The 23,668-nt window shown below is 44.4% G+C and carries 21 protein-coding genes; 10 read left to right on the top strand and 11 right to left on the bottom strand.

Features of this window, described 5'->3' with window-relative positions:
• The first annotated feature begins 105 nt into the window (after window positions 1–105).
• Both LQZ07_RS06315 and LQZ07_RS06310 read left to right on the top strand, forming a co-directional pair.
• Window positions 106–1,104, top strand: a complete 999-nt coding sequence (locus LQZ07_RS06315; protein WP_152780232.1) for a zinc-binding alcohol dehydrogenase family protein — start codon at window positions 106–108, stop codon at window positions 1,102–1,104.
• 166 nt (window positions 1,105–1,270) lie between these two features.
• Window positions 1,271–2,590 (top strand): ferric reductase-like transmembrane domain-containing protein, encoded by a 1,320-nt coding sequence (locus LQZ07_RS06310; protein WP_152780234.1) that lies wholly within the window; start codon window positions 1,271–1,273, stop codon window positions 2,588–2,590.
• A 178-nt stretch (window positions 2,591–2,768) separates the two neighbouring features.
• Here the strand turns inward: LQZ07_RS06310 and LQZ07_RS06305 are convergent, their stop codons facing one another.
• Complete coding sequence (locus LQZ07_RS06305; protein ID WP_152780236.1) at window positions 2,769–3,689, bottom strand: permease; 921 nt, start codon at window positions 3,687–3,689, stop codon at window positions 2,769–2,771.
• A 105-nt stretch (window positions 3,690–3,794) separates the two neighbouring features.
• Between LQZ07_RS06305 and LQZ07_RS06300 the strand changes: the two genes are divergently transcribed.
• The 3 genes from LQZ07_RS06300 (at window position 3,795) to LQZ07_RS06290 (ending at window position 6,854) form a co-directional block, all read left to right on the top strand.
• The gene (locus LQZ07_RS06300) at window positions 3,795–4,097 is read left to right on the top strand and encodes a helix-turn-helix transcriptional regulator (RefSeq protein ID WP_152780238.1); all 303 of its coding nucleotides are present in this window, start codon (window positions 3,795–3,797) and stop codon (window positions 4,095–4,097) included.
• Window positions 4,098–4,161: 64 nt separating this feature from the next.
• Window positions 4,162–4,944 (top strand): ABC transporter substrate-binding protein, encoded by a 783-nt coding sequence (locus LQZ07_RS06295; RefSeq protein WP_152780240.1) that lies wholly within the window; start codon window positions 4,162–4,164, stop codon window positions 4,942–4,944.
• Window positions 4,945–5,351: 407 nt separating this feature from the next.
• The gene (locus tag LQZ07_RS06290) at window positions 5,352–6,854 is read left to right on the top strand and encodes a lytic polysaccharide monooxygenase (protein ID WP_152780242.1); all 1,503 of its coding nucleotides are present in this window, start codon (window positions 5,352–5,354) and stop codon (window positions 6,852–6,854) included.
• A gap of 65 nt (window positions 6,855–6,919) precedes the next feature.
• Here LQZ07_RS06290 and LQZ07_RS06285 read toward each other — a convergent pair whose 3' ends face one another.
• From LQZ07_RS06285 to LQZ07_RS06265, 5 genes are all read right to left on the bottom strand, one after another.
• Window positions 6,920–8,419: an arylsulfatase gene (locus tag LQZ07_RS06285; protein ID WP_152780244.1), complete on the bottom strand. Its 1,500-nt coding sequence runs from the start codon at window positions 8,417–8,419 to the stop codon at window positions 6,920–6,922.
• A gap of 307 nt (window positions 8,420–8,726) precedes the next feature.
• A complete protein-coding gene (locus tag LQZ07_RS06280) occupies window positions 8,727–9,320 on the bottom strand; it encodes a sugar O-acetyltransferase (protein WP_152780246.1) in 594 nt (197 codons plus the stop codon).
• 104 nt (window positions 9,321–9,424) lie between these two features.
• The gene (locus LQZ07_RS06275) at window positions 9,425–10,096 is read right to left on the bottom strand and encodes a haloacid dehalogenase type II (protein WP_152780248.1); all 672 of its coding nucleotides are present in this window, start codon (window positions 10,094–10,096) and stop codon (window positions 9,425–9,427) included.
• 298 nt (window positions 10,097–10,394) lie between these two features.
• Complete coding sequence (locus tag LQZ07_RS06270; protein WP_152780250.1) at window positions 10,395–10,997, bottom strand: CAP domain-containing protein; 603 nt, start codon at window positions 10,995–10,997, stop codon at window positions 10,395–10,397.
• Between the two features lie 265 nt (window positions 10,998–11,262).
• Window positions 11,263–11,724: an NUDIX pyrophosphatase gene (locus tag LQZ07_RS06265; protein WP_152780252.1), complete on the bottom strand. Its 462-nt coding sequence runs from the start codon at window positions 11,722–11,724 to the stop codon at window positions 11,263–11,265.
• Window positions 11,725–11,837: 113 nt separating this feature from the next.
• Here LQZ07_RS06265 and LQZ07_RS06260 point away from each other — a divergent pair, with 113 nt between their 5' ends.
• The gene (locus tag LQZ07_RS06260; protein WP_152780254.1) at window positions 11,838–13,139 is read left to right on the top strand and encodes a DASH family cryptochrome; all 1,302 of its coding nucleotides are present in this window, start codon (window positions 11,838–11,840) and stop codon (window positions 13,137–13,139) included.
• 92 nt (window positions 13,140–13,231) lie between these two features.
• Window positions 13,232–15,076 carry an NAD nucleotidase gene (gene nadN / locus LQZ07_RS06255; protein WP_152780256.1) on the top strand — a complete coding sequence of 615 codons (1,845 nt, stop codon included), beginning with the start codon at window positions 13,232–13,234 and terminating at the stop codon, window positions 15,074–15,076.
• A gap of 110 nt (window positions 15,077–15,186) precedes the next feature.
• On the opposite strand, the gene LQZ07_RS06250 is transcribed toward nadN, so the two are convergent.
• Window positions 15,187–16,065 carry a LysR family transcriptional regulator gene (locus LQZ07_RS06250; protein WP_152780257.1) on the bottom strand — a complete coding sequence of 293 codons (879 nt, stop codon included), beginning with the start codon at window positions 16,063–16,065 and terminating at the stop codon, window positions 15,187–15,189.
• A 92-nt stretch (window positions 16,066–16,157) separates the two neighbouring features.
• On the opposite strand from LQZ07_RS06250, the gene LQZ07_RS06245 reads away from it, so the two are divergent.
• Window positions 16,158–17,069 (top strand): NAD(P)H-binding protein, encoded by a 912-nt coding sequence (locus tag LQZ07_RS06245; protein WP_152780259.1) that lies wholly within the window; start codon window positions 16,158–16,160, stop codon window positions 17,067–17,069.
• Between the two features lie 47 nt (window positions 17,070–17,116).
• On the opposite strand, the gene LQZ07_RS06240 is transcribed toward LQZ07_RS06245, so the two are convergent.
• Complete coding sequence (locus tag LQZ07_RS06240; protein ID WP_152780261.1) at window positions 17,117–19,072, bottom strand: alpha-amylase family glycosyl hydrolase; 1,956 nt, start codon at window positions 19,070–19,072, stop codon at window positions 17,117–17,119.
• Window positions 19,073–19,475: 403 nt separating this feature from the next.
• On the opposite strand from LQZ07_RS06240, the gene LQZ07_RS06235 reads away from it, so the two are divergent.
• Window positions 19,476–20,036: a disulfide bond formation protein B gene (locus LQZ07_RS06235; protein ID WP_152780263.1), complete on the top strand. Its 561-nt coding sequence runs from the start codon at window positions 19,476–19,478 to the stop codon at window positions 20,034–20,036.
• 116 nt (window positions 20,037–20,152) lie between these two features.
• On the opposite strand, the gene LQZ07_RS06230 is transcribed toward LQZ07_RS06235, so the two are convergent.
• Window positions 20,153–21,178 (bottom strand): MBL fold metallo-hydrolase, encoded by a 1,026-nt coding sequence (locus LQZ07_RS06230; protein ID WP_152780265.1) that lies wholly within the window; start codon window positions 21,176–21,178, stop codon window positions 20,153–20,155.
• Window positions 21,175–21,573, bottom strand: coding sequence for a hypothetical protein (locus LQZ07_RS06225; protein WP_152780267.1), 399 nt, complete (start codon window positions 21,571–21,573; stop codon window positions 21,175–21,177). Before LQZ07_RS06225 ends, LQZ07_RS06230 begins: the two co-directional genes overlap by 4 nt.
• 83 nt (window positions 21,574–21,656) lie before the next feature.
• Between LQZ07_RS06225 and LQZ07_RS06220 the strand changes: the two genes are divergently transcribed.
• Window positions 21,657–22,097, top strand: a complete 441-nt coding sequence (locus LQZ07_RS06220; protein WP_152780268.1) for a helix-turn-helix domain-containing protein — start codon at window positions 21,657–21,659, stop codon at window positions 22,095–22,097.
• 173 nt (window positions 22,098–22,270) lie between these two features.
• Here the strand turns inward: LQZ07_RS06220 and LQZ07_RS06215 are convergent, their stop codons facing one another.
• The gene (locus tag LQZ07_RS06215; protein WP_152780270.1) at window positions 22,271–23,371 is read right to left on the bottom strand and encodes a DUF3179 domain-containing (seleno)protein; all 1,101 of its coding nucleotides are present in this window, start codon (window positions 23,369–23,371) and stop codon (window positions 22,271–22,273) included.
• Between the last annotated feature and the right edge of the window lie 297 nt (window positions 23,372–23,668).

Genomic DNA, 23,668 nt, shown 5'->3' with positions numbered 1-23,668 from the left:
ATTATCAAAAATAAATTGAAAGTGATTTAATCGCAGCTGAGTTTTTCCTAAAGCTAAACTCTACTACACTGAGTTATCTGGATTTTCGCCCTAATGGAGCCACCAATGAAAGCTGTAGCCTACCAACAAGCACTGGCAATTAGTGAAGACTTATCACTGCAAGATATCGAACTGCCAATGCCTAACGCCAGTGGCAAAGACTTATTAATAAAAGTTGAAGCCATCTCTGTAAACCCTGTTGATACTAAAATTCGCGCCAATGTCTCCGCCGAACAAGGCCAATGGAAAGTAATCGGTTGGGATGCAGTAGGCACCGTGGAACAAGTTGGCGACCAAGCCCAGCTTTTCAAGGTAGGTGACAAAGTCTGGTATGCCGGTGACTTAACTCGCGCTGGCAGCAATGCAGAATACCAACTGGTAGATGAGCGCATAGTTAGCTTAGCGCCAACTAGCATTCCAGCAGCAAATGCGGCCGCCTTGCCTCTCACTGCACTAACCGCGTGGGAAATGCTATTCGACCGCTTGCAAGTGAGCAAAACTGAGCCAAAGTCTATTTTAATCATTGGTGCCGCTGGCGGCGTAGGCTCGATAATGGTTCAGCTGGTTAAACAGCTCACCAAGCTTAAAGTTATTGCCACTGCCTCTCGCCCTGAAACTCAGGCTTGGTTAAAAGAATTGGGCGCTGACCAAATTATTAATCACCGCAATCCTTTAAGTGAAGAGTTAGCCGAGCAAAACAACATCGACTACGTAGTGAGCTTAAACAATACCGACGAACATATGGCCGAGATTGTTAAGGTTATTAAGCCACAAGGAAAGTTTGGGTTAATTGATGACCCAGCTGAGTTAGATGTAAAACTACTGAAGCTAAAAAGTATCTCGTTACACTGGGAGTTTATGTACACCCGCTCAATGTTCCAAACCGAGGACATGATTAAACAGCATGAGTTACTCAGCGAAGTGGCCGCGCTCATTGATAAAGGGAAGATAAAAAGTACCTTAGGTGAACACTTTGGCCAAATAAATGCCAACAACCTCAAACAAGCTCACGCCTTTATCGAGTCGCAAAAAGCCAAAGGAAAGATTGTGTTGGAAGGGTTTTAGCCAATTCAACACCCAAGCTAGATGAACATCCTACTCTATTCATCTAGCTTGTTTTCCATTTTTCACGCCTATGCAAGCAACGACTTTACACTTCTTTACCCTAGCTTTACCTAACTAAAGACTGGCCTTTTTATACTTGTTACCAAAGGATGAGTAAGGCCGAATCATGCGTAAAACAACTGCAACTATAATGCTGCTCTTAGCCGCCATTGGCGGATTATGGCTACAAGCAGAACCCAACCTGTTTTCTTCAAATAACTTCTTTCAATGGCGTTCAGCGCTAATTCAGTACAGCGGTATGTTAGCCGTGGGTTTAATGAGTATTACTATGCTTTTGGCCTTACGCTTACCCTTTATCGAATGGCTGACCAAGGGCTTAGACAAATCCTACCGTTTGCACAAACACCTCGGCATCGCCTCGGTATTAGTAGCAGTGGTGCATTGGCTACTGGCGATTATTCCTAAGCAACTTGTAAGAGCGGGGATACTAGACAAACCCGTTAAAGGCGCTGGTCCCAATAATTCCGATTCGCTATATGCGCTGGTGCGCCCTTTACGCGGACTGGCTGAACAAGTAGGCGAAGTAGCCTTTTACAGCTTTGTAGTGCTAGCAATTGTCGCCTTAGTGGGGGTGATTAGGTACAAAGGGTTTCGTTACTCGCATAAACTCATGTCGCTAGCATTTTTAGCCATTGCCTTTCACTCAGTGATTTTAATTAAACATAGTTATTGGCCTTACCCCATAACGTATGCCTGTCTAGCGTTAATTTGGGTGGGCAGTGTTGCTGCGGTATATAGTTTGTTTGGCCGTATTGGTAAAACTAAGCAGCACACCGCCACAGTGGCTAACTTTAGATTTCTACCCCAAGATAAAGTTGTCGATTTACGCCTAAGCGTGCCCAACTGGCATGGCCACAATAGTGGGCAATTTGCGTTTATTGGTTTTCCGGGCGAAGAGCCACACCCCTTTACCATTGCATCAACTAATACCGGCACTGGTCACGTGCGCTTCTTGATAAAAGAGCTAGGTGATTTTACCGCCAACCTAAAAAGCCGCCTTAACATCGGCCAAGAGCTAAAAGTAGAAGGCCCCTACGGTAACTTTGACTTTAATGATTCGGCACCGCAATTGTGGATTGCCGGTGGCATCGGTATAGCGGCTTTCACCGCCATTTTACAACAACGTCAAACCATGAATAATCCGCCTAAGGCGACCCTGTATTACTGCAGTGAAACCTTGGAACCCAAGTTAATTGAAGAGCTACAGCAACTCTCTCAGAGCAGTCAGGTGGAGTTAAGAATTATCGACAACAGCCGCCAAGCTTTATTATGCGCTGAGCAATTGGTAAACGAAGTTGAAGATTTAATGCAACGTAAGATTTGGTTTTGTGGACCATTTGCCTTCTCTAGTAGCTTACAACAACAACTGGCTCACTTCGGCTACCCACTTAAGCATTTTCACAGCGAACTGTTTGAACTACGCTAAGGCAACAATTTGCAGCGTGATTACAGAGAGCTCGCTAAGCATTACCGAAGTAGTCCATCAACTGAGTTATAAGCACCAAGCCAACTTTAGCCGAGCGATTAAAGACAAGCTAGGAGTAAGCCCTAAGGCACTTAGAGTTTTGGCCAAAAAGCCCAAACCCTAGCTTTGCTAATTTGCTTTAAAACCAAAAGCTGTATAAATATCCTGCGCCAATGGCCATACCAACAATTACCAGTAAAAACGCTGCAATCATCTGATTTTTAAAGATGGATTTAAGCAATATCACTTCGGTCAAACTTGCCCCAGCGCTGCCTATAATCAGCGCCATTACCGCCCCTAAACTCATGCCTTTTGCCGCCAAAGCGGCACTTAAAGGAATTACCGCTTCAGCACGAATGTACAAAGGAATACCAATAACAGCCGCTACAGGCACCGCTAATGGGTTATCTTTGCTCGCAAATTGGGCAATCAACTCACTTGGCATAAAGCCGTAAATCAACGAACCAACCGCAATACCGCCAATTAAGTAAGGCAATACCTTTTTAAAATCCAGCCAAGTACTGTCCCAAATTTTCAACCACTTGCTGCGCTCTACTGCGGGCTTGCCTGAACAAGAAGAACCACATTTTTTAGCTTCTGGCTCAAGATAAGACTCTGCTTTTACGTACTTTTCAAACCCTAATTTCTCTAACAAATATCCAGCGACTACCGATACACCCATGGCAATAGCAAAGTAAAACACACTCACTTTCCAGCCAAAAGTTACCGCAAACAAACCAATAATTATCGGGTTAAGCAATGGGCTGGCAAACAGGAATACCATCATGGTGCCAAATCCCGCTCTAGCGCGTAATAAGCCCTTTAAAAAAGGAATGGTTGAACAAGAGCAAAACGGTGTTATTGCGCCCAAAAAGCCCGCCACGATATAACCCGAACCATTTTTAGCACTCAAAATACGTTGGATTTTTTGTGGCGGTATATACAGCTGCAATACCCCAACCAAGTAGCTAATAGCTAAAAACAACAAGGTTAACTCTACCGCTAGAAAGCCAAACATATTTAAGGCCTGCCAGGCCATTTCACTATTTATGTTAAACATCAAGTCAATTCCAAATTTCTAGATCATTCGAAATATATACTTGGGTATTGGAAAAAACAAGATATTTCTAGTAATATCGAAATATATGTTTAAAGAGAACCCCCTATGAATACTGAAAACATCGCTAAAGCCCTAAAAGAACTGGGCCACCCTACTCGCCTAAGCATTTACCGTAGTGTTGTAAGGGCGGGCTACAGCGGTATCGCAGTAGGCGGATTACAAGAAAAGCTGGCCATTCCTGGCTCAACCTTGTCGCATCACATATCCAGCTTGGTATCTGCAGGCTTGCTTAGCCAGCGCAGGGAAGGACGAACACTTTATTGCGTGGCAGAATTTGAATGCCTGCAAACAGTAATTAGTTTTTTACAAGACGAATGCTGTGCCGACGAACAAACTGCCAATAACTGATTTAGAAACTTTAACATCAAGAGTTTGAACTACACTTAGTCCATTCAAGCACTCTGTTCACTCTATGTTAAAATCGCTGGTATTTGCGCTAATTGTTGTTCACTTTACCCTTAGTCAGGCGGTAGCTTCGAGCTCGCCGATTAGGTTTATTACCGTAAATGAACCACCTGCCAGCTACTTAGATGAAGATGGCCAGATTCAAGGCTATGTGGTTGATATTGTTTATTCTCTAGCGAAACGTTTAAACATTAACGCCAAGCTAGAAATCGTACCTGAAGCGCGAGCATTAAAAACCGCTTACCATAACCACAACACCATGGTGTTTTCCTTTAGCCGTAACACTGAGCGCGATCAAAAGCTCAATTGGATTGGACCGGTTCTTATTAAAACATGGGGTTTGTATGGCTTAAAAAGCAATCCAAACACCTATGAAAAGCTAGCCGATTACTCAACTATTGGCGTGGCTAACGGTGATATTCGCCACGAATGGCTTGCCCAGCAAGGCTTAAGCAACTTATCGGTAAACAGTAGCCATAAGCTAAACATCCAATTGTTAGCGAGAAAACGAATTAGCACTATTGCTTATGAGAGTGCCGGTTTACAGATTGTTGCCTGTGAACTTGGCATAGACCCAAGTAGCTTTACTTTACTTAGAGAGCTCAAACAGCAAGCTGTGTATATTGCGATATCTAAGCAGTTTAACAACGCAGAGCAATGGCAACAGGCTTTTAAGGACATGCAAGCGGAGGGGGAGCTGCAGCAAATAGCCATAAAGTGGCGCCAAAAAATCAAACAAGAACACAATATAAATGCCCAACTCAACAACGGTATTCTAATGCTTAAATAACAGTGAATACCCAATACGGCATCAGCTGTAGCCTTTTATACCTGCTTAAATATCATTCAAAATTTATTTGCTAAATGTGATTTATCCCAGCACTCAAACCAATACCAGCAGCAAACATTCCAGCCTTACCCCTCTTTTATTGATTCTTTTACCAACAAAATGTGATTAGTGACAACATAATCAATTACCAATGAAACTCACCAAAGTTTTGCTTCAGCAGATTTCTGGAATCGCGCAATAAGCTCAACTACGTTCCTTAATTAACTCAATAATCATTACGGAAGTGAGTAGTCGTAGTTATTTGAGCTTTACCAAGGTTGAAAACTATAACAAACAGCCTTGGTAACAGTAGGTTGCGCGCTGGCTTCAAGCTGGTGTTCATTCCACTCACAACAAAAGGGAATAACATGACTAACAAGCTAATATTTTCATTATGTCTACTAGGAACTAGCCAAGCATTTGCGCATGGTTTAATCGTAGATCCACCATCACGAAATGCGCTGTGTGGCTTAACAGAAAAACCTGATCAAGCTAGCAGCGCGCATTGTATTGACGCTTTTGAAAATGACCCACAAGGTGGCTATAAGTTTATGAGTGTACTCACCCATACCGAAGGCCGCGCAGTGGTTTCGCCGCTGCCCAGCAATGTATGTGGTTTTGACAGCGAAACATGGCAGGGTGGAGCAACACCATGGGATGTAGCCACAAGCTGGCCAGGGCAAGCTGCTCAAGCAGGTCCTTTAGACATAACGTGGAACATTCAATGGGGAAACCACTTCTCTGATACCCGTGAATTTCATTACTGGATAACTAAACCTGGCTTTGTATTTGACCCAAGCAAAGCTTTAACATGGGATGATTTTGAGGCAGAGCCCTTCTGTGTTTTGCCCTACGATGATAGCCAACCTAATGCCAATCCTGCGGTAGTGGCGAATAAAGAGGCGGTGACCTTTACCACCACCTGTACCCTGCCTGAACGCAGTGGTCACCAAGTGATCTATGGCGAATGGGGCCGCAACTCTTGGACCTATGAGCGCTTCCATGGCTGTATTGATTTAGCTTACTCCGAAGATACGTTGGGAACGCCAATAGCCACTCCGCAACAAGTTTCCACTCCCCAAGATACGCCCGTTAGCATAACCTTAAGTGGCAGCGATACCGGTGGAGAAATTACGAGCTATCAAATACTTAGTCAGCCAATCAATGGTACTTTAAGCGGTACGCCCCCCGCTTTAAGCTACACCCCAACAGCGGGTTTTGTTGGCACCGACAACTTTAGCTTTAGCGTAACCGACAACGAAGCACTAGAATCCACCCCAGCGCTAGTGAGTATTGACGTTAAGTCCACCGCTAACACCGCGCCTATAGCCAGTTTTGATGCAAGCAGCCAAGGCTTAACTGCCAGCTTCGACGCTAGCAGCTCTAGCGATGCGGAAAACGATACCCTTAGTTATCAATGGGACTTTGGTGATGGTTATACAGCCACTGGCGTTACTGCTAGTCACGACTATGAAGCGGCCGGTAGCTACGCGGTTGTACTCTCTGTGTCAGATGGCTTGTTAGAAACCAGCAGTAACCAAGAACTGGTAATTACTGCACTACCGCCAAGCCAAGCAGGTTGTGAGTACGTAATTGTTGACCAATGGGGATCAGGCTTTAACGCAGAAGTTCGCATCATCAACACTGGTGAGCAAGCGATTAACGGTTGGCAAGTAACTTGGGCCTATAGCGATGGCAGTAGCATTACCCAACTTTGGAATGGCGAGCTTTCTGGCGACGGTCCTTACACAGTAAGCAACGCAGCTTGGAATGCCAAAGTAGAACCTGGCGAGACTGTGAGTTTTGGTTTCCAAGGCAGTAGCAATGGAAGCTCAGAAGTACCTGTATTAACGGGAGATATCTGCCAATAGACCAATACTTATAAACGACAAAGCCAGCATAGTGCTGGCTTTGTCGCTTACAGATAAGGAAAACTTTAGTTGCCAACACCACCAACATTGGCGGCGTCGTTGGCCGTCACCACTGGCCACTTCTCAAAACTCGCTAGATGCTTCTGCACCGCCGCTTGAGCTGGACCAAATGCCCACATTTTTTCACCCATCCACTTAATATACATTCCTGACTCTTCGGCGGCTCGCTCATAAGGGTCACGACGTAGGTTAAATAACAGAGGCGCGTTTAGCTCTTCTTTTGGTCCACTCCAGCCTTGGTTTTGCACAACGAAGTGTGCTTTCCAATCACCTACCCTCACAGCCTGTAACTTGTCTCGTTCATAGTAGATGATATGTTCGCGATTCGACGGTTTGTTCTCCATTAACATATCCAACTGATTGTAACCGTCTAAATGGGCTTTGAAGCCCTTAAAGCCCTCTAGCATCTGCTGTTTTAAATCCTCTGGCCCACCAGCTGCGCTAACCAATGTAGGTAACCAATCCATTCCATCAAACATACCATTATGGACTTTGCCCGCTGGAATCTTGCCAGGCCAACTCACCAATAGCGGCGCTCTCACTCCCCCCTCCCAAGTGGTGCCTTTTTCCCCATGGTAAGGGGTCATTCCACCATCGGGCCAAGTCATAATTTCTGGACCATTATCGGCGGTAAACATCACAATGGTATTATCAGCAACGCCTAGTTCTTCGAGTTTTGCGAGCATTTCACCAACGTGATCGTCTAAGTCTTTCATCACTACTTCTTGCAAGCCCCAGCCATTTTGACCCAGCATTGCTTCATATTCTGGTGAAAGGTGTGTCCAAACATGACCTCGTGACGGGCAGTACCAAGTAAAAAATGGTTCATCTGCTTTCACAGCTCGCTCAATAAAATCAATGGCATGTTTGTTTACTTCATCGTCGAGAGTCTGCATACGCTTTTTAGTTAACGGGCCATCATCTTCTATGGTTTGATTACCTTTCCCGTCTGACTTAGCGTAAATAACATTGCGCGGAGCAAACTGCTCAAAAGCAGGATCTTTTGGCCAATCTGGATCTTCGGTATATTCCATCGCATTAAGGTGATACAACCAGCCCCAGTACTCATCAAAACCGTGCATGGTAGGCAAAAACTCATCACGATCACCCAAATGATTTTTGCCAAATTGCCCGGTGCGATAGCCCATGGTTTTTAGCAGCTCTGGCAGCGTAGGAGTATCTGGATTTAACCCAACCGGCCCACCAGGTAAACCCACCGAATGTAAACCAGTGCGCACAGGAAACTGCCCGGTAAGAAAGGCTGAGCGCCCAGCAGTACAAGAAGGTTGAGCATAGTAATCGGTGAGCAACATGCCTTTTTCGGCAATACTATCAATATTCGGCGTTTCACTGCTCATTACGCCGCGGTGGTAGGCACTTAAATTTGAGATTCCTACATCGTCGGTAAAAATAACAAAAATATTAGGTTTATCTGACTTGGCGTAAGCTAAAGACATAAAGCCTAAACCAAGTATTAACGCCAAAGTAGCCAAAATCCTTTTCATAGTTAGTCCTTAATATTGTGTCGCTTAATGAGCGTCGCGCTCAGCCTAAAATGCTAACAACCCAAACAGCAGCAAATACCTAGAGAGGCAACCGCTCTAGCTAATGTAGAGTTAATGATTTTTTACTCGGTAGTTACTGTAAAGGTAGGAAAGATTCGCTTTACGTCAACTTAGTAGGTGCAAACAAAAGAGGAAAGCTACTTATTAGAACAATAACTGTCTTCGAATAGGGCGCAGACCAATGAAAAAAACGCTGTGGCGTGCTTTAGTTAAGAACTCCAGTAAGCCTAGTAGCGGACAAACTCACTTATTCAAACGCTAAGTTTTTGTAATAAAACTGCTTATCGCGCTCACTAATTTCACGTAATACTTTACAGGGGTTACCCACTGCCACCACGTTAGCGGGAATATCTTTGGTCACCACACTGCCCGCCCCTATAACGCTGTTTTCACCTATGGTAATGCCTGGTAATACCACCGAATTAGCACCAATCCATACATTACGCCCAATAGTAATAGGCACGTTAAACTGAGCTGCTTGCTGGCGAGGTTTAGGGTTTATTGGGTGACCGGCTGTTGCCAAGGTGACATTCGGGCCAATCATGGTGTAGTCACCAATGTAGATATGCGTATCGTCCACGAGGGTGAGATTAAAGTTAGCGTAAACCTTATTACCTAAGTGAGTATGCTTTCCCCAGTTGGCCTGCAATGGCGGCTCTATCATGCAATCTTCGCCCACTTCAGCAAAAATCTGTTTAAGCAACTTAGCACGTCTTTCTATTTCGGAAGGCCGACTATGGTTGTAGTCGTAAATCACTTCTTGGCATTGGGTTTGCTCTGCAAAAGTAGCGTCATCAAAATAGTAAATTTGTTGCGAATGTTTTTTATCTACTTGCACCATATTACAACTACCTTTCAGCTTGAAATGAATACCTGTCTACGTGCAGCACTGTAGCAATATGCTACACCGTAAACTTAGCGCGAGCTCAAAATGAAGCAGCCCGCTTAACCCGGCAAGGCCTCCGCTAAGTCTAATAAGGAGGTGATAGTAACGGTGGGTGCTAGTTCCCAGGGGTCGAACACCACAGTTGGCGACCGTTGTACCCATGCAGCCTGCCAACCTACCGAAACCGCACCAGTAACATCAAAGGGATTAGAAGAAACCAACCAAGTGTTCTTGGCTTGGCTTTGAGTTTTATTAAGAAAATGCTGGTAAACCGCTGGATCAGGTTTGAAACTTTTTACCTCATCAACACTCACCACTGCACTAAAAAATGGCCGGATCTCAGCAGTTTCTAGTAACAGTTCAACTGCAGCCTGCTGACCGTTAGAAAAAGCATAAAGCCTAAAACCCGCTTGTTGTAAGCCTGCTAAAGCTTGTTTTGCATCTGGATGAGCGGGCAATACTTTGTAAATAGCCAACAAGCTCTGCTTTTGTTGCTCAGTGAGTGGCACCCGAAACACTTGGCAGCAGTAGTCTAAGGCTTGCGTGGTACACAAGGCGAAGTTTTGGTAGTTTTGCATTAAGCCTCGGCGAAACGAGTACTCTAATTGCTTATCTCGCCAAGCTTGTGAAAAAGGCGCGGCCTGCTCGCCCATATATTCGCGCAGTTTATTTAGAACACCTTGGGTGTCGATAAGGGTGCCATAAACATCAAAAGCCAGTGTTGTTGCCATCAAACTCACTCCCCTCAAAATTGCAGAATAACAAAACAAGGCCATAGTGTTTTGAACCCATCAACAAAAATCGCCAATTGCTTTATGGTTAACGAAGGTCCGTTGATCTTTGGCCGCTAAAATTTTGTTCGAGTAAACCTGTTTAAGAACTTCGATAACATGGGGGTTAACTTCAATACATCGGCGCTGGGTTATGCATTGATGAAAAGGAAATAGCCAAGATCCGCGCCAGATAAACGTAAACCCAGAGCCGCTGCCCTGGGTTTGGTTAAATCAATTAGTAAGTTCGCTTAATAAGCTAACGTTGCGCGCCAAAAACTTGAGTCCAATAAATGCCATAACTGCTGCTGGCATTTTCGGCCTTTGCGGCGCCTAACTCGGTGTAGTTCGCATTCATAATATTGGCGCAATGGCCACTGCTTTGAAGCCAACCACTCATTGCGGCTTCTACCGAGCGCTGCCCAGCGGCGATGTTTTCTCCCACATAAGACCAACTGTAACCCTGAGCACTAGCTCGAGTAGCAGAGCTTGAGCCATCTAAGCCCGTGTGAGAAAAGAAGTCATAGTTAGCCATATTGTTAGAGTGTTCTTCAGCAGCCAATTGCAAAGACAGGTTTGAGCTTAAAGGCGCAACGGCTGGGTAAAATGTACTGCCACAATTACGGCCTTCACCGCGAGCTTCATTAACTAAGCGTAGCATACTGGCTTGTAATGAATTATCTACCGGTTCACCAGGATTTGGATCAACCGGCTCATTGGGCTCCGGTTCTGTTGGCTCAACTGGGTTGACCGGATTCACCTCTTCATCCGACTGAGGTTCTGGCGAATCGCTTGAGCCTCCGCAGCCACTAAGTGCAAGTAACAACAACCAAGACAAAGGTAATACTTTAGAGAAATACATCTACAAACCTATAAGATGAGGAAGCGAACATCGCCAAAAAACTCAACAGCTCAATTCGCTAAAGCTTAATTAAAACCATGCTTTACGCTCATTTGAACGGAAAACCACTAAATTTGTAGTATCTTCATAACAAGTTATAATTGCACTAAATGCACACTAAATAGATAGTACAAATCCATAAATAACATGCACTTAGACTAACACCTGCAGAGATAATTAATCAAAGAATTATCATTAACAGTACTTGCCGCACCAGGTTTATCCGCTAACTAAGTGAGCTTATATCTACCTCAAACAAAGGGTGGGGTTTGTTTAAAACAAAGTTCTGCCAAACCTGTTGATACACTTCTCGCTGATTTGGAAAAGGCACCAAGTTACAGGCTTCTTGCAAGCTACACCAGCGAAATTCACTATGCTCATGGTTCAACACTACCGCCTGCTCAGCCGGGCAAAACACCACAAATACCGGAATAATTTGCATCACGTTTACATTAGCTTCAAAAAACTGCTCAAGAATTTGGCCGTTATATAGCTGTTTCACCTCAATTTGGGTTTCTTCGTTAAACTCTCGAATTATCGCCTGCCAGGCTTTTTCATCCCCTTCAACATGCCCCGCTACATGGCACCAATAATTGCCCTTGGTTCGCTTCATAAGCAACATTTTGGTTTCACCGTCGATTTGCGACAAAGCCACGCCAGCCACTATCGAAGTATTCAAAGGGATCATGGTAATTTCCTATGGTAAAAGAAAAACTAAGCAGCCAAACACTCGCCAGATTAAACTGAATAACAAGCAGATACGTAAACTAATTTATTCGCCACCAATATTGGAAAGCAAAAATGCGACTAGGGCTGTTTATTTTCGATAACGATTGTAGAGTGCAAGACAACACTGCACTTAAACAACTCGCGGGGCAAGTTGACCAGCTCATTTGCGTTTACATAAACCAAACCACTAGCCCCTTTGTGCAACACTTCAGCCAAACCAAGATAAGCTTGGCCAAACAGGCCTACTTAAACCAGACCTTAAGTGAACTCAACCTTAGCTTAAATCAACTTGGCCAACAGCTGTTTGTCGAACATAGTCGTTTTGAGCAGCAAGTCGCCCTTTACATTCAACACTATCGCATCACCGATATTGGCAGAAGTGTGCATCCAGGCAGTGACGAAGCCAAGCAATGGCTCGCCCTGCAGCTTGCCTATCCGCAGATCCGCTTTCACTCTGCCAGCAGCAACAGTTTATTTGAGCAACAGCAATTACCTTTTGATTTAAGCAACTTACCTACAAGCTTCACGCCCTTTCGTAAGCAAGTAGAAGAGCTTGCGATAGCAGAGCCCTTAGCCACCTTACGGCAGCTACCTAAAGTGCCAAGTAACTTGAGCCCTGCACCGCTAATTAAACAGCCAGAACATCATTCAAGCGATTTTCAAGCAGGTGAGCAAGCGGCTTGTAATCATCTTGAGCATTACTTTTCAACCACTGCTGCAAGCCACTACAAACAAACCCGTAACGCCCTAAGCGGCGAGCTATTCTCAACTGGCTTTTCGCCGTTTCTCGCCCATGGCGCTGCTAGCCCTAGGCAAGTTTTACAGGCTTTACGTAATTACGAGGCAAAGCACGGCGCTAATGAATCTAGCTATTGGATTTACTTTGAACTGCTTTGGCGCGAGTACTTTTATTGGTATGCCCGTGCGCATGGCAGCAAGCTGTTTAGTTTTTCTGGGGTTAACGGTAAAACCTTACATACCAGTTTTTACGCCCAGCGCTTTAAGCAATGGTGCGAGGGCAATACGGCCTACCCTTTGGTAAATGCGCTAATGCATCAACTAAACAGCAGTGGATGGATGTCGAATCGAGGACGGCAAATTGTCGCTAGCTGCCTAGTAAACGAACTGCAATTAGACTGGCGCTATGGCGCGGCCTACTTTGAACAACGCTTGATTGATTACGATGTAGCTAGCAATTGGGGGAATTGGCAATACATTGCAGGAGTAGGTGCAGACCCACGTGGTGGTCGCCACTTCGACATCGATAAACAAAGCAAAATGTTTGACCCAAATAAGCAATTTATTAAACGTTGGCAGGGTGAGCTTGGCAGCTTACCAAGCGACCATACCAACATGGTTGACTGGCCAGTTTAGCCACCGACATAAAACTAACAAAAATAGTTCATCTATGGTTCATCTAAACTCTCTAGTGTTTAGAGTTTTCTATCTAAACGGAGTTAGTAAAGATGAATTTTCGCAAGGAATGGTTAGCCCTTCTTCCCCTTAGTGTTGCTTTAGTTGCCTGTAATGACAACGACAGTACCCCAAGCCCTCAGCCACTTAGCATTAACGTACTGCATATCAACGATCACCACTCTCATTTACAAGCTGATAGCGGTATAGACTTAAACCTAGCGGGCGAAGCAACTCGAGTTTCGGTAGGCGGTTTTCCAAAAGTTGTAGCGAAAATCAATGAACTAGCCGCAAGTAAAGACAATGTATTAAAACTGCACGCGGGTGACGCAATTACCGGCGATCTTTACTACACCCTATTTAAAGGCGAAGCCGATGCAGCCTTAATGAACGAAGTGTGTTTTGACGCTTTCGCTTTAGGTAATCACGAATTTGATGGCGGCGATGCTGGCTTAAAAACCTTCTTAGAGTTTTTATATAGCCCAACTTGCCAAACCCAAGTATTGGCTGCCAACGTAGAGCCTGAAGTTGGTGTATCGCCGCTTGCACCAACTACCCGTTGGGATTACTTCCAGCCATACATGATTAAGTCATTTGGCGATGCCAAGGTAGGTATAATCGGCATCGACATTGCCACTAAAACTAAAAACTCTTCAAGCCCGGATGCCACCACTCAGTTTCATGATGAAACCAGCACGGCGCAAATGTACATCGACGAGCTAAAAGAAAAAGGTGTTAACAACATCATTTTGTTAACTCACTATCAGTACAAAAACGACCTAGAGCTAGCCGCAAAACTTACTGACGTAGATGTGATCATCGGTGGCGACTCACACACCCTATTAGGTGACTTTGAAGATCTAGGCCTAAACAGTGCAGGCGATTACCCAACCATGGTAAGCAACTTAGACGGCGACCCAGTGTGTGTTGCCCAAGCTTGGCAATACTCAGCGGTAGTGGGTGATTTAGCTGTTACCTTCGATGGCAACGGCAAGCTAGAAAGCTGTGCAGGTACCCCTCACCTATTGCTAGCAGACAGCTTTATGCGCAAAGACGCTAATGGTGACCGCGTTGAGCTTACCGGTGCAACTCGCACTGCAGTTACCGACGCGGTAGCCGCCAACCCTAACTTATCGATTGTTACAGCCGACGCTAATGCTACAGATTTACTAGCTGTTTATGCCGAAGAAGTGGACGTGCTAAAACAATCAGTAGTAGGCGACGTGGCACAAAACCTATGCTTTGAGCGCATCCCAGGCCAAGGCCGTAGCACCTTGTGTGATGTATCGGCCACCAGCGCTAATGGTTCAGATATTTCAAACCTTGTAGCTCAAGCCTTTTTGGAGCAAGCCATACGTGGCGACGTAGCCATTCAAAATGCCGGCGGCGTACGTAACGACGTACCACAAGGCGATTACACCATTGGCGATGCCTACACCTTACTGCCTTTCGCTAATACCTTGGTTTACTTGGAAATGACTGGGGCAGAAATCAAAACGGTACTTAATGAAGCAGTAGATTACTCGCTAGATCCAGAAGGCTCTACTGGCGCTTACCCTTACGCTGCTGGTTTACGTTACAAGGTGGATATGTCGCAAGCTGCGGGCTCTCGTTTATACGACGTAGAAGTAAAAGCAAAAGGCACCACCGATTGGATAGCCTTGGCCGATAGTGACAGCTTCACAGTGGTAACCAACAACTACATTGCTGGCGGCCGCGATGGATACTTTAGCTTTGCCGACATCTCTGCAGATGAGAGTAAATTTGAAGATAGCTTCTTAGACTACGCGCAATCATTTGTTGATTACGTAGAACGTAATGGAACCATCGACAAACTGCCACTAGAAAGCTACAGCACCCAAATGTTCTACGATACCGATGGCAACCTGCAAAACTAAGCTAAGCGCCTTCTAGTTAAATAAAGCCCGCTACTTAGCGGGCTTTTTGTTACCTTAGCTACTTAACACTACAATAAACCAACGCTGGCTCTAGCCCTTAACAACAATCGCTAGCAACAAGCCACTAAGTACTCAGCTAAATAATCCATCAATACACGGATTTTTTTGTTGTGCTGAACATCCCGATGACACACCAAATACACCGGTAAAGCAGGTAGTTCGAAGCCCAATTCAATCTCGATTAAACCGGCAGCTTCTGCCAAGCATTTGTGGGTAACCGTTATGCCTGCATGTTGCTTGGCCAGCTCAAACTGCAGAGGCAAAAAGTCGGTTCGCAACAAAAATTGTTCGTTTTTGATGTTCATGCCTAACTGGCGCGCCCCCACTTCAAACTGCGGATCGCGGTCATAACCCAGCACCCTATGGCTAAACAAACTAGTTTGATCCTTTGGCACACCGTGTTTCGCTAAATATTCTGAACTGGCGTAAAAACCTAACGGGATATCAGATACTTTGCGGCATAACAAATCTAACTGCGTAGGCGGAAACATTCTAATCGCCACATCCGCATCACGTTTATCTAGGTTGCTGGCGCTGTTGCTCACTTCAATTTCTAAGGAAACCTCTGAGTAGGTTTCCATAAAACGAGGCATTATTTGAGGCAGATAATACAAAGCCACTAGTTCGTTAGCAGCTAGGCGCACTCTGCCAGTTAAGGTTTGGGTTTGACCCGCAGCTAAGCGCTGCAGCCGCTGGGCACTACTTTGCATGTTCTGACACTCTTCCAACATGCTTTGACCAAACAAAGTAAGGCTTAAGCCCTGAGTACTACGGTCGAATAAGGGCTGGCCAAGTTGCTGCTCCATTGCCTGTAACTGCCGGCTTAAAGTGGGCTGCGATACCCCGAGTAGTTGTGCAGCCTTACTCAAACTTCCCTGCTGAGCAATACCAAGGAAATACTGCCACCATTGCCAGTTATTGCTATTCATATATGCATACCCATTAGCATATTTATGCCATTCACTATCTGATTATGAATTGTACAATTTTATTATCAAGACAAACAAAGGAAACAGGCATCATGAAAACAGCACTAATACTGGGTATAAATGGCAACTTTGGCTTAGAGATGGCTTTAGCTTTAAGCAAGGCTGGCTGGTCGATTAAAGCGCTAGTTAGAGATCCGAATAAAGTCCCCTCATTCGTAGAGGCGAAACTGATTGTGGGCGATGCACTTAAGCAACAACAAGTAATGGCCGCTGCTCAGGGCGTAGATTTAATCGTTTACGCTTTAAATCCGCCTTACCACCGCTGGCAACGCCAAGCCTTGCCACTGTTAGAACCTTGCTTACAAGTGGCGGAGCAACTTGGCTTACGCGTTTTATTTCCCGGTAACGTGTACAACTTTAATCCACAAGCCAGTTTGATTGACGAAAATCAAACAATGCACCCGCCCAGTGAGAAAGGACAAATACGGGTAAAAATGGAGCAACGTTTGAAACAAGCCAGTGAGAATGGCGCAAAAGTTACCATTGTTCGAGCCGGTGATTTTATTGGTCCACACACCCATCTAAGCTGGATAAGCACCATGGTTAAACATAAAAAAGATCGCTACCAAGTTGCCTTTCCTCACAACCAAGAACATGTTCACTTTTGGTCTTACTTACCCGACTTATGCGCCAATACTGTCCAGCTGCTAGAACAAAGCCAAGTAGACTTTGAAGTATGGCACGACTCAGGCCTATCACTCAGCCGAAAAGACTGGCAACAAGCCTTTGCTAGTAATGGCACTAATATAAAAAGCACAAACCTCGCATGGTGGGGGTTTTCGATAATTGCGCCTTTTGTGCCGATGCTAAAAGAAGTATTGAAGATGCGGTATCTCTGGCAGCAACCGGTTATTTTAGATGGCAGTAAAATGCGCCAAGCCTTGCAAAAAAGCTATCAAAGCACCCCGCTTAGCCAAGTTTTACAACAACTTAAACTTAACTAGGCTCGATAAGCTTGAGCGCTAACTTAGCTGCTCAAGCTAATTAGGCGCTAATCACAGCTCTCTTGTTGTTGCACCTGATGTTGACGATTTTGCGGGTTAAAACTAAATAAATAACAGCCACCACTAGCCGCCCTTAAACGGATATTTTCGCCATCAATATCGCCAATACCGTTACGGCTATTATCTCCCCAGTTGCGCCCCCACAAAGGCTGGCCATTCACTTCAAACTTATATTGGTAACGGCCTTTTTGCAGCTTTAACTTAACTTGCCACAGGCCGTTTTCACTTAAAGCCATTGGTAAACTGCCATCCCAGCCATTCATATCCCCACGCAAATACAAACTGTTTAAGGCAATGGCGCTTGGCACTAGCGCCTTGGTAGGTGCAACGACCTTATCTGGATAGCTTGCCACCAAGCTTGCTTGCTGCTCTCCTAGATACAGCACCGTTACACTCTCTGCTGGTAGTTGTTCCAGTTGATAGCTAGCCACACCAGCCAAAGCCTCTCGGCGTTTTTGCACTGGCTCTCCTAAAACAGGCGATAAGCGATAATCTTGATGAGAACTTAAAGCGCTTACTTGCGCCATATTAAGCTGCGCTCGACTGGGGGCTTTATTGGTATTAATAAGCACCACCAGCGCCTGCTGCTGGGTTGCTAAGGCATAGGCAAACACCTTGTCGCTATGGGTATCTACAAAGTGCAACGAAGCCTCACTAATATAGGAGTGCTCGCGGCGTATCTTTAGTAGGTGTCGATATTGATTTAACAATGAGTTTGGCAAGGCTAACTGCCGCTCTACATCTTGCCAGTTAAACAAACCACGCAGCTGAGCATCGGGTTGATGTTCTCCCAACATACCTAGTTCATTACCATAAAAAATGAACGGCGTAGCGCTACTCAGTAACTGTAAAGTCGCAGCTTGCAACGCTTGATTCGCATTGCCCACATATACTGTCATTGGTCTAGAAAGGTAACTGTCGTGGTTACTTAAAAATGCCGCCGTTTGGTAACCAGACGGATAATCTTGGGTTTGCTGCTGATGCAAGTTGCGCAAACCTTGATCATTACCGCGTTTAATCGCACCTGGAATTTGCCAAGCAAAGTCAAAATCAAAGCCCATATGAATTTGATTGTGGCCATTACCAAAGTACTTCGACACAAGTTCAGAAGGTCGCCACGTTTCGGCGATTAGCACTTTGCCTTGCTCATAGCTGTCGGCAATGGCTCGATACTCGCGCAATATTTGGAAGGTTTCAGGCCGGTCAGCCTGTTTGCCTGGGCCGTCTTCAATTAAATAGGGAGCGCCGTCTATTCTGGCACCATCAAAACCGAAATCGAACCAGTATTTTAATACTTCCTCCAGAGCTTGGCGCACTTGAGGGTTATGCAAGTTTAAATCGGCAATCTCGCTGCTTTGAAAATAACTATAAAAATAGCTATTGCCATGGGCTTTCCAAACATCTTGCCAACTGCCTCCCCCCCATGCGGCTTGCCACTGAGAAGAGGGCTGCTTGTCCCACACATACCAATCGCGCTTGTCGCCGCCATTAGCAGAGTTAATAAACCAAGGATGTTTTATCGAGGTGTAAGCCGGGACAAAATCAAACAGCACTTTTACCCCGCGGCTATGGGCCAAGTCTATCAGCTGCTTAAGATCAGCCTTATCACCAAACACTGGATTAACTTGGTAATAATCCACCACGTCATAGCCATGAATATTATCTAAGGGATCTTCAGAACTTCGCGCACTAAGGTAAAAAGGCGAAAGCAAAATGGCATCTATTTCCAGATCCTTCCCCGCATTGGCCTGGCCATCATTTAAGTAGTCGAAGCGCTGAATAATGCCCTGAATGTCACCAACCTCATGCTGTTGATGAGAGGCAGCAAAAGACTTAAGCCAAATATGATAAAAACTGGCCGAGCGATACCAGTGTTGCGCTTCAGCAGAATATAAGCCCTGATTCCACAGCAAACCGAGCAAGATAAAAAACAAACGTAACACCAGCCATTCCCCACCGTAAAAACAATTAGCATAGCTTCATCTTCGGATAATTTGGGTGAGCAAACGCTTTATTTTGAGCAAAGCCAGCAGCAATACATAAGCAAGGTTCAAGGTGGTGAAGCGGAAACTCCACATACCAGTACCGATATAATGAGGCTCTTATTGAAGTACCAGATTAGGCCCAAGTACCTAAACGCTCTGCGGCTTAGCTCCTTACTGAGTCCTAACAAGCTTTTGGACAAAAGTGAGTTTGGCGCATCGAGCGAGTTATAACCACAACATTATGGGATTCATCCCCAAAATTGGTTCTCTAAAGAAACTCAGGTGTCGAGTTGCTTGAGGCAATGAAAAAGGTTATTTTCCTTAAAAAAGAATTGAAAAACTCTTTAGAGAACAATGTTGTATGAACAATAAACAAAACATGAATTCAAAACTGAAAGACTGGTTAAATCAACCGAGCTTTGGTTACTTTATCTTTGGAATCTTTTTGTTTATGGAAGGATTTGGCTTATACGTACAATACGGCCTTGGAGATGAACCATGTGCCAACTGCGTCATGGTAAGAGCGTATCTTCTTTTAGTCGCACTTTCGGCCGTGGTTGCAATAGTGACTAGCAATGAAGGAAAACTATCTAGACCTGTGGAGTTAACTCGACTTTGTGTAGTTTATTTTTTAGCTGCGGCTGGATTGGGATTGGCGTTTTACCATTCATATGATAATTATTTAATAGAAAGTGGACGTTTACTCTTCAGTACTTGCAGTTTAAGCTCACCATTCCCGGCTTGGTTACCTCTCGATACCTTGTTACCGGCTCTTTTTGAGGCGAATGCGCTTTGTGGAACCCCGGCTTACCTTTTTGACTGGTTGACATTCACTGAGTTAAGCCTGATTGGCCTACCTATTGTATTTATTGGCGCTACCTTGCTGTATACGAATGCAATGTGGCAGATATTTAAACAGTAGGACACTCTTGGATGTAACTGCCCAATGGAGCATCCCCCTAACGAAGGAGAATTGGCTCCATTTCTTTCGATTAAATTGATGTTGCAAACGGTTCGATTTAGTTCCTGCGCTACCGACTAATTATCTAACGAGTATTGATTCTTTTTATACTCAAAGATCTTTTGGTTGACCCATTGGAGAATGTTTTCCGGTATCCAGTTCGCTACTCGTTCAACTGTTGGGTTAAACGTCAGCATATGCATTTGACCAAAATCGATGTAAGCAGATAAATAAAGTGCAGACCGATGCCCCATTTCAGGGTAATAAGAAATCATAGTATTGATGACTTCTTTGGGTGAATTGGATTCACTGAGTGCAGCATCATATCTTTCGATATATTCCAAGGTGTGCGTTAATGCTCCATCTGCACTCCACTCTTCTTTTTTATCCTTTGGCATATGCCCAGGAACAACAATATCTAGATTTAATCTTTGCCACTCTCGTAGTTGAGCCATCCACAAATGGCGACTTTCAGGTGTTGACCCTCCCATCATTACATGTCCTTGGAAATAAACGACATCACTGGGTAACAAAGCATTGAGAGATGGGATATACAGAGCCACATGAGGTTCGTAAGGATTGCCAATCCCTGCATCTCCTATAATGTCTTTCCATATTTCGATTTCGAAACCATCTATAAGAAGAGACGTTTCCGAGTAATCAATAGCCGGCACTGATGGGATGGCCGCATTGTCACCATGTCTTGAACTTGCTAAGTCATCATCTAATTCAATACGGTGTCTCTGAAGTGCTGCAACCTCTGGCGTAGCGATAAATTGCGCTTCTGGAAACCTTTTCGTCAAAACGCTAGCCCCTTGAGAATGATCTAAATGTGGGTGGGTTAGAAAGATGTACTTCAAAGTCAGACCTGTTTTCTCGATCTGATCTGCTAATCGATTAGCCGCTGATTTAGTTCCTTGAGCACTCACAACCATCATCTCACTAGAGCCTTTAATGAGTGCACTGGTGACATTTATCTCACTTGGCTCAGAGATAAAAACCTCCAACGAGAGTTTTGACTCATTTGCGTTGCTATACATTGATGAAAACATAAACGTTGAAATAAATAGTAACTGGCATAGTTTCGTAAATATTTTCATCATTTTGACCCACTTGATCGTTCGGTGTTGAACTTGTAAAGAGCCAATACAGAAGCCACCACAAGTGCCTCGAGTAGAGCATAGAAGCCCATTTTCAAATGAAAACCATCAACAAAAAGGCTGATTAGTCTTACAAGCAATAGTAGCGTCATAAACAAACCTAAGGGTGCAAGCCATCGCTCATCGTGATTTAGCGCTAGAAGTGGCGTTAGTGCGAACATCAACAGTCCCGACCCCATTATCGATTTTAAGGTGTTGATACCATGTACGCCTTCAACGGTGATCCCCAACATCGCTAAATGAGCATTGGTATCGAAAATCCAACAATAAGATAGGTAAAACATAAATAATGAAAGGAGCAACAGCCAGGTTTTGCTCAGTAACCTAATCATAGTCATTTTTAACTTTCCTCAATTTGGTTTCCTAAAGAGACTAAATTATAAGGTTGCTTTAAGCAACCATATTTTTTATTATCATCAGCATGACTAGAAAAAACTTTACCCAATTGAATTGCTCAATTGCGCAATGCCTTGCGACAGTAGGTGATACTTGGTCGTTTCTTATCCTTCGTGATTGTTTCAGAGGGGCAAAGCGATTCTCTGAATTTGAAAGTAACTTAGGTATTGCAAAAAACATCCTAAGAAATAGGCTTCACGATTTAGTCATGCATGGTGTTTTAGAGAAGATCGAAGCTGGGAAAACGGGAAGTCGACACGAGTATGCCTTGAGTGAAAAAGGAGCGTCACTACTTCCTGTGTTGGTGGCTATGTATCAGTGGTCAGAAGATTGGATTGAAGAAGAATACCGAAGTTCTTTCAATTTATGTGATAGTGAAAGCAAGCAACCGATTAAGAAGATTGAACTGCAAAGTCAAAAAAATAGAGTGTTAGGTGTTAATGAAATTTTACCAATACCTAAGTGAGTATGCGGTGAATAACCAGCAGAATGTTTGAGCAATTCTGTTATTGTGAAACTCACTTTGGGGCATAAACGAGTTCCAAATCCCCCAACGTCTAAAACACAAATAACAACTCACAAGCTAAGTAGAAAGCCCGCTATTAGCGGGCTTTTTTTGATTATAGCTTAGGGCATCGGCTAACCGTTTAAAGTAACGGTATCAGGGAACCAGTGCGACCACACCATCCAAAATAAGCCGTTATGAGTAGGTAACTGTTCTCCTTCTCCATCTACCAAGTAGGCAAAGTCATGTTCGCTATTGTATTTAATGCTTAAGGTTTGGCCGTTCACCTCAAAGGTTTCACCAGCAAAAGTACGCGCGTCATCAATGCTAAAAGCAAACTGGAAGTCTCCACCATCGTAACCATAAATAAGCTCTTTTTGATTGTAGCGTTTATCGTCTAGGTGCAGTGTAGGAAACGCCGCTTCATCTTCTCTCGTTTTATCAAATTGAACATCTAAAGCATCTTGAAAAGCGGTATTGATCATTTTGTCTAGTAAACGGTCATAGTGGTAAATAAACACCTGGCCATTAGGGTATAACTCACGTGCTGCAGCCCACGACATTAAAGTATTTGGAACTTGTTTTGGTTTGTGGTCGGTAAACTCAGACTCCATAGTAATTTGCTGAAGAAAAACATCGTTTTTGGTGTCTTTAAAAATCAGATTGTTATGTGTTTGAATCGATACGTTTAAGTCAGACTCGCCCAAACCATAATCGGCTTCAATCACTACCGGCAAGTTAGACAAGCCACAAAAGGTCATGGTGTAGTCGGTGCCGTCTACGTTCCAACCCGCAATATGGGGAATTTGTAAATGCTCACGCGGGAACATGCGTACATCGTCACCAACTTGCACCACATACATTACCTGGTCATCAGGTAACACGGTATCGGCGTAACTTACGTCGTAATATTCCGCGTTATGCTGCTTTGAGGGAAACACTGTTTGAGTTGCATAGTTGCTACACCAAATACCCAGCGCAACTAGGCCTGAACACACCGCCATTATTGAACGTGGCCAAATTTGGGCTCTACGATTAAGCACAACTAAACTGATCATCATGAGTATATTGATTACCGCCACTAATACTCGATGCTCTAGCAGCCAAATTACTACAGTCCTGTCGGTGCCAAACTTTTGCCCCGGTTCGGTTACCCCCACTGCAGAGCCGACGCTGACAATAACAATCAATAAAGCCAAGCTATAAAAAAGTGCTTTTAAGGTTGTTCTTTTCATGTGTATTACCTTTAGTTAGGAATCAAATGCCAATATCACAAGCCCACTAATTTGCTTTGCTACCGCCCCACCACGTTTACTTATCGCCGAAGGCTTAACTTGCTTGAGATTGGCTAAATTCTGGACTCCCTACTAATCTGAGAGCCCGCGCAATTAGCACCCTGCTAATTCATGCAACAAAGCTTATCGAGAGAGTTAAACAAGAGTAAGTGGCAGTAGCGGGAAGCATTATTTCGAAGAATGGAACAATAAACCCAGTAACTTACTCCACTACTGAGTAACAACGAGTAAGACACT

This window comes from Agarivorans sp. B2Z047, assembly GCF_023373605.1.
GTDB classification, from domain to species: domain Bacteria; phylum Pseudomonadota; class Gammaproteobacteria; order Enterobacterales; family Celerinatantimonadaceae; genus Agarivorans; species Agarivorans albus.
Note: the sequence above shows the minus strand (reverse complement) of the source record. Positions and strands in the feature narration are given on the sequence as shown.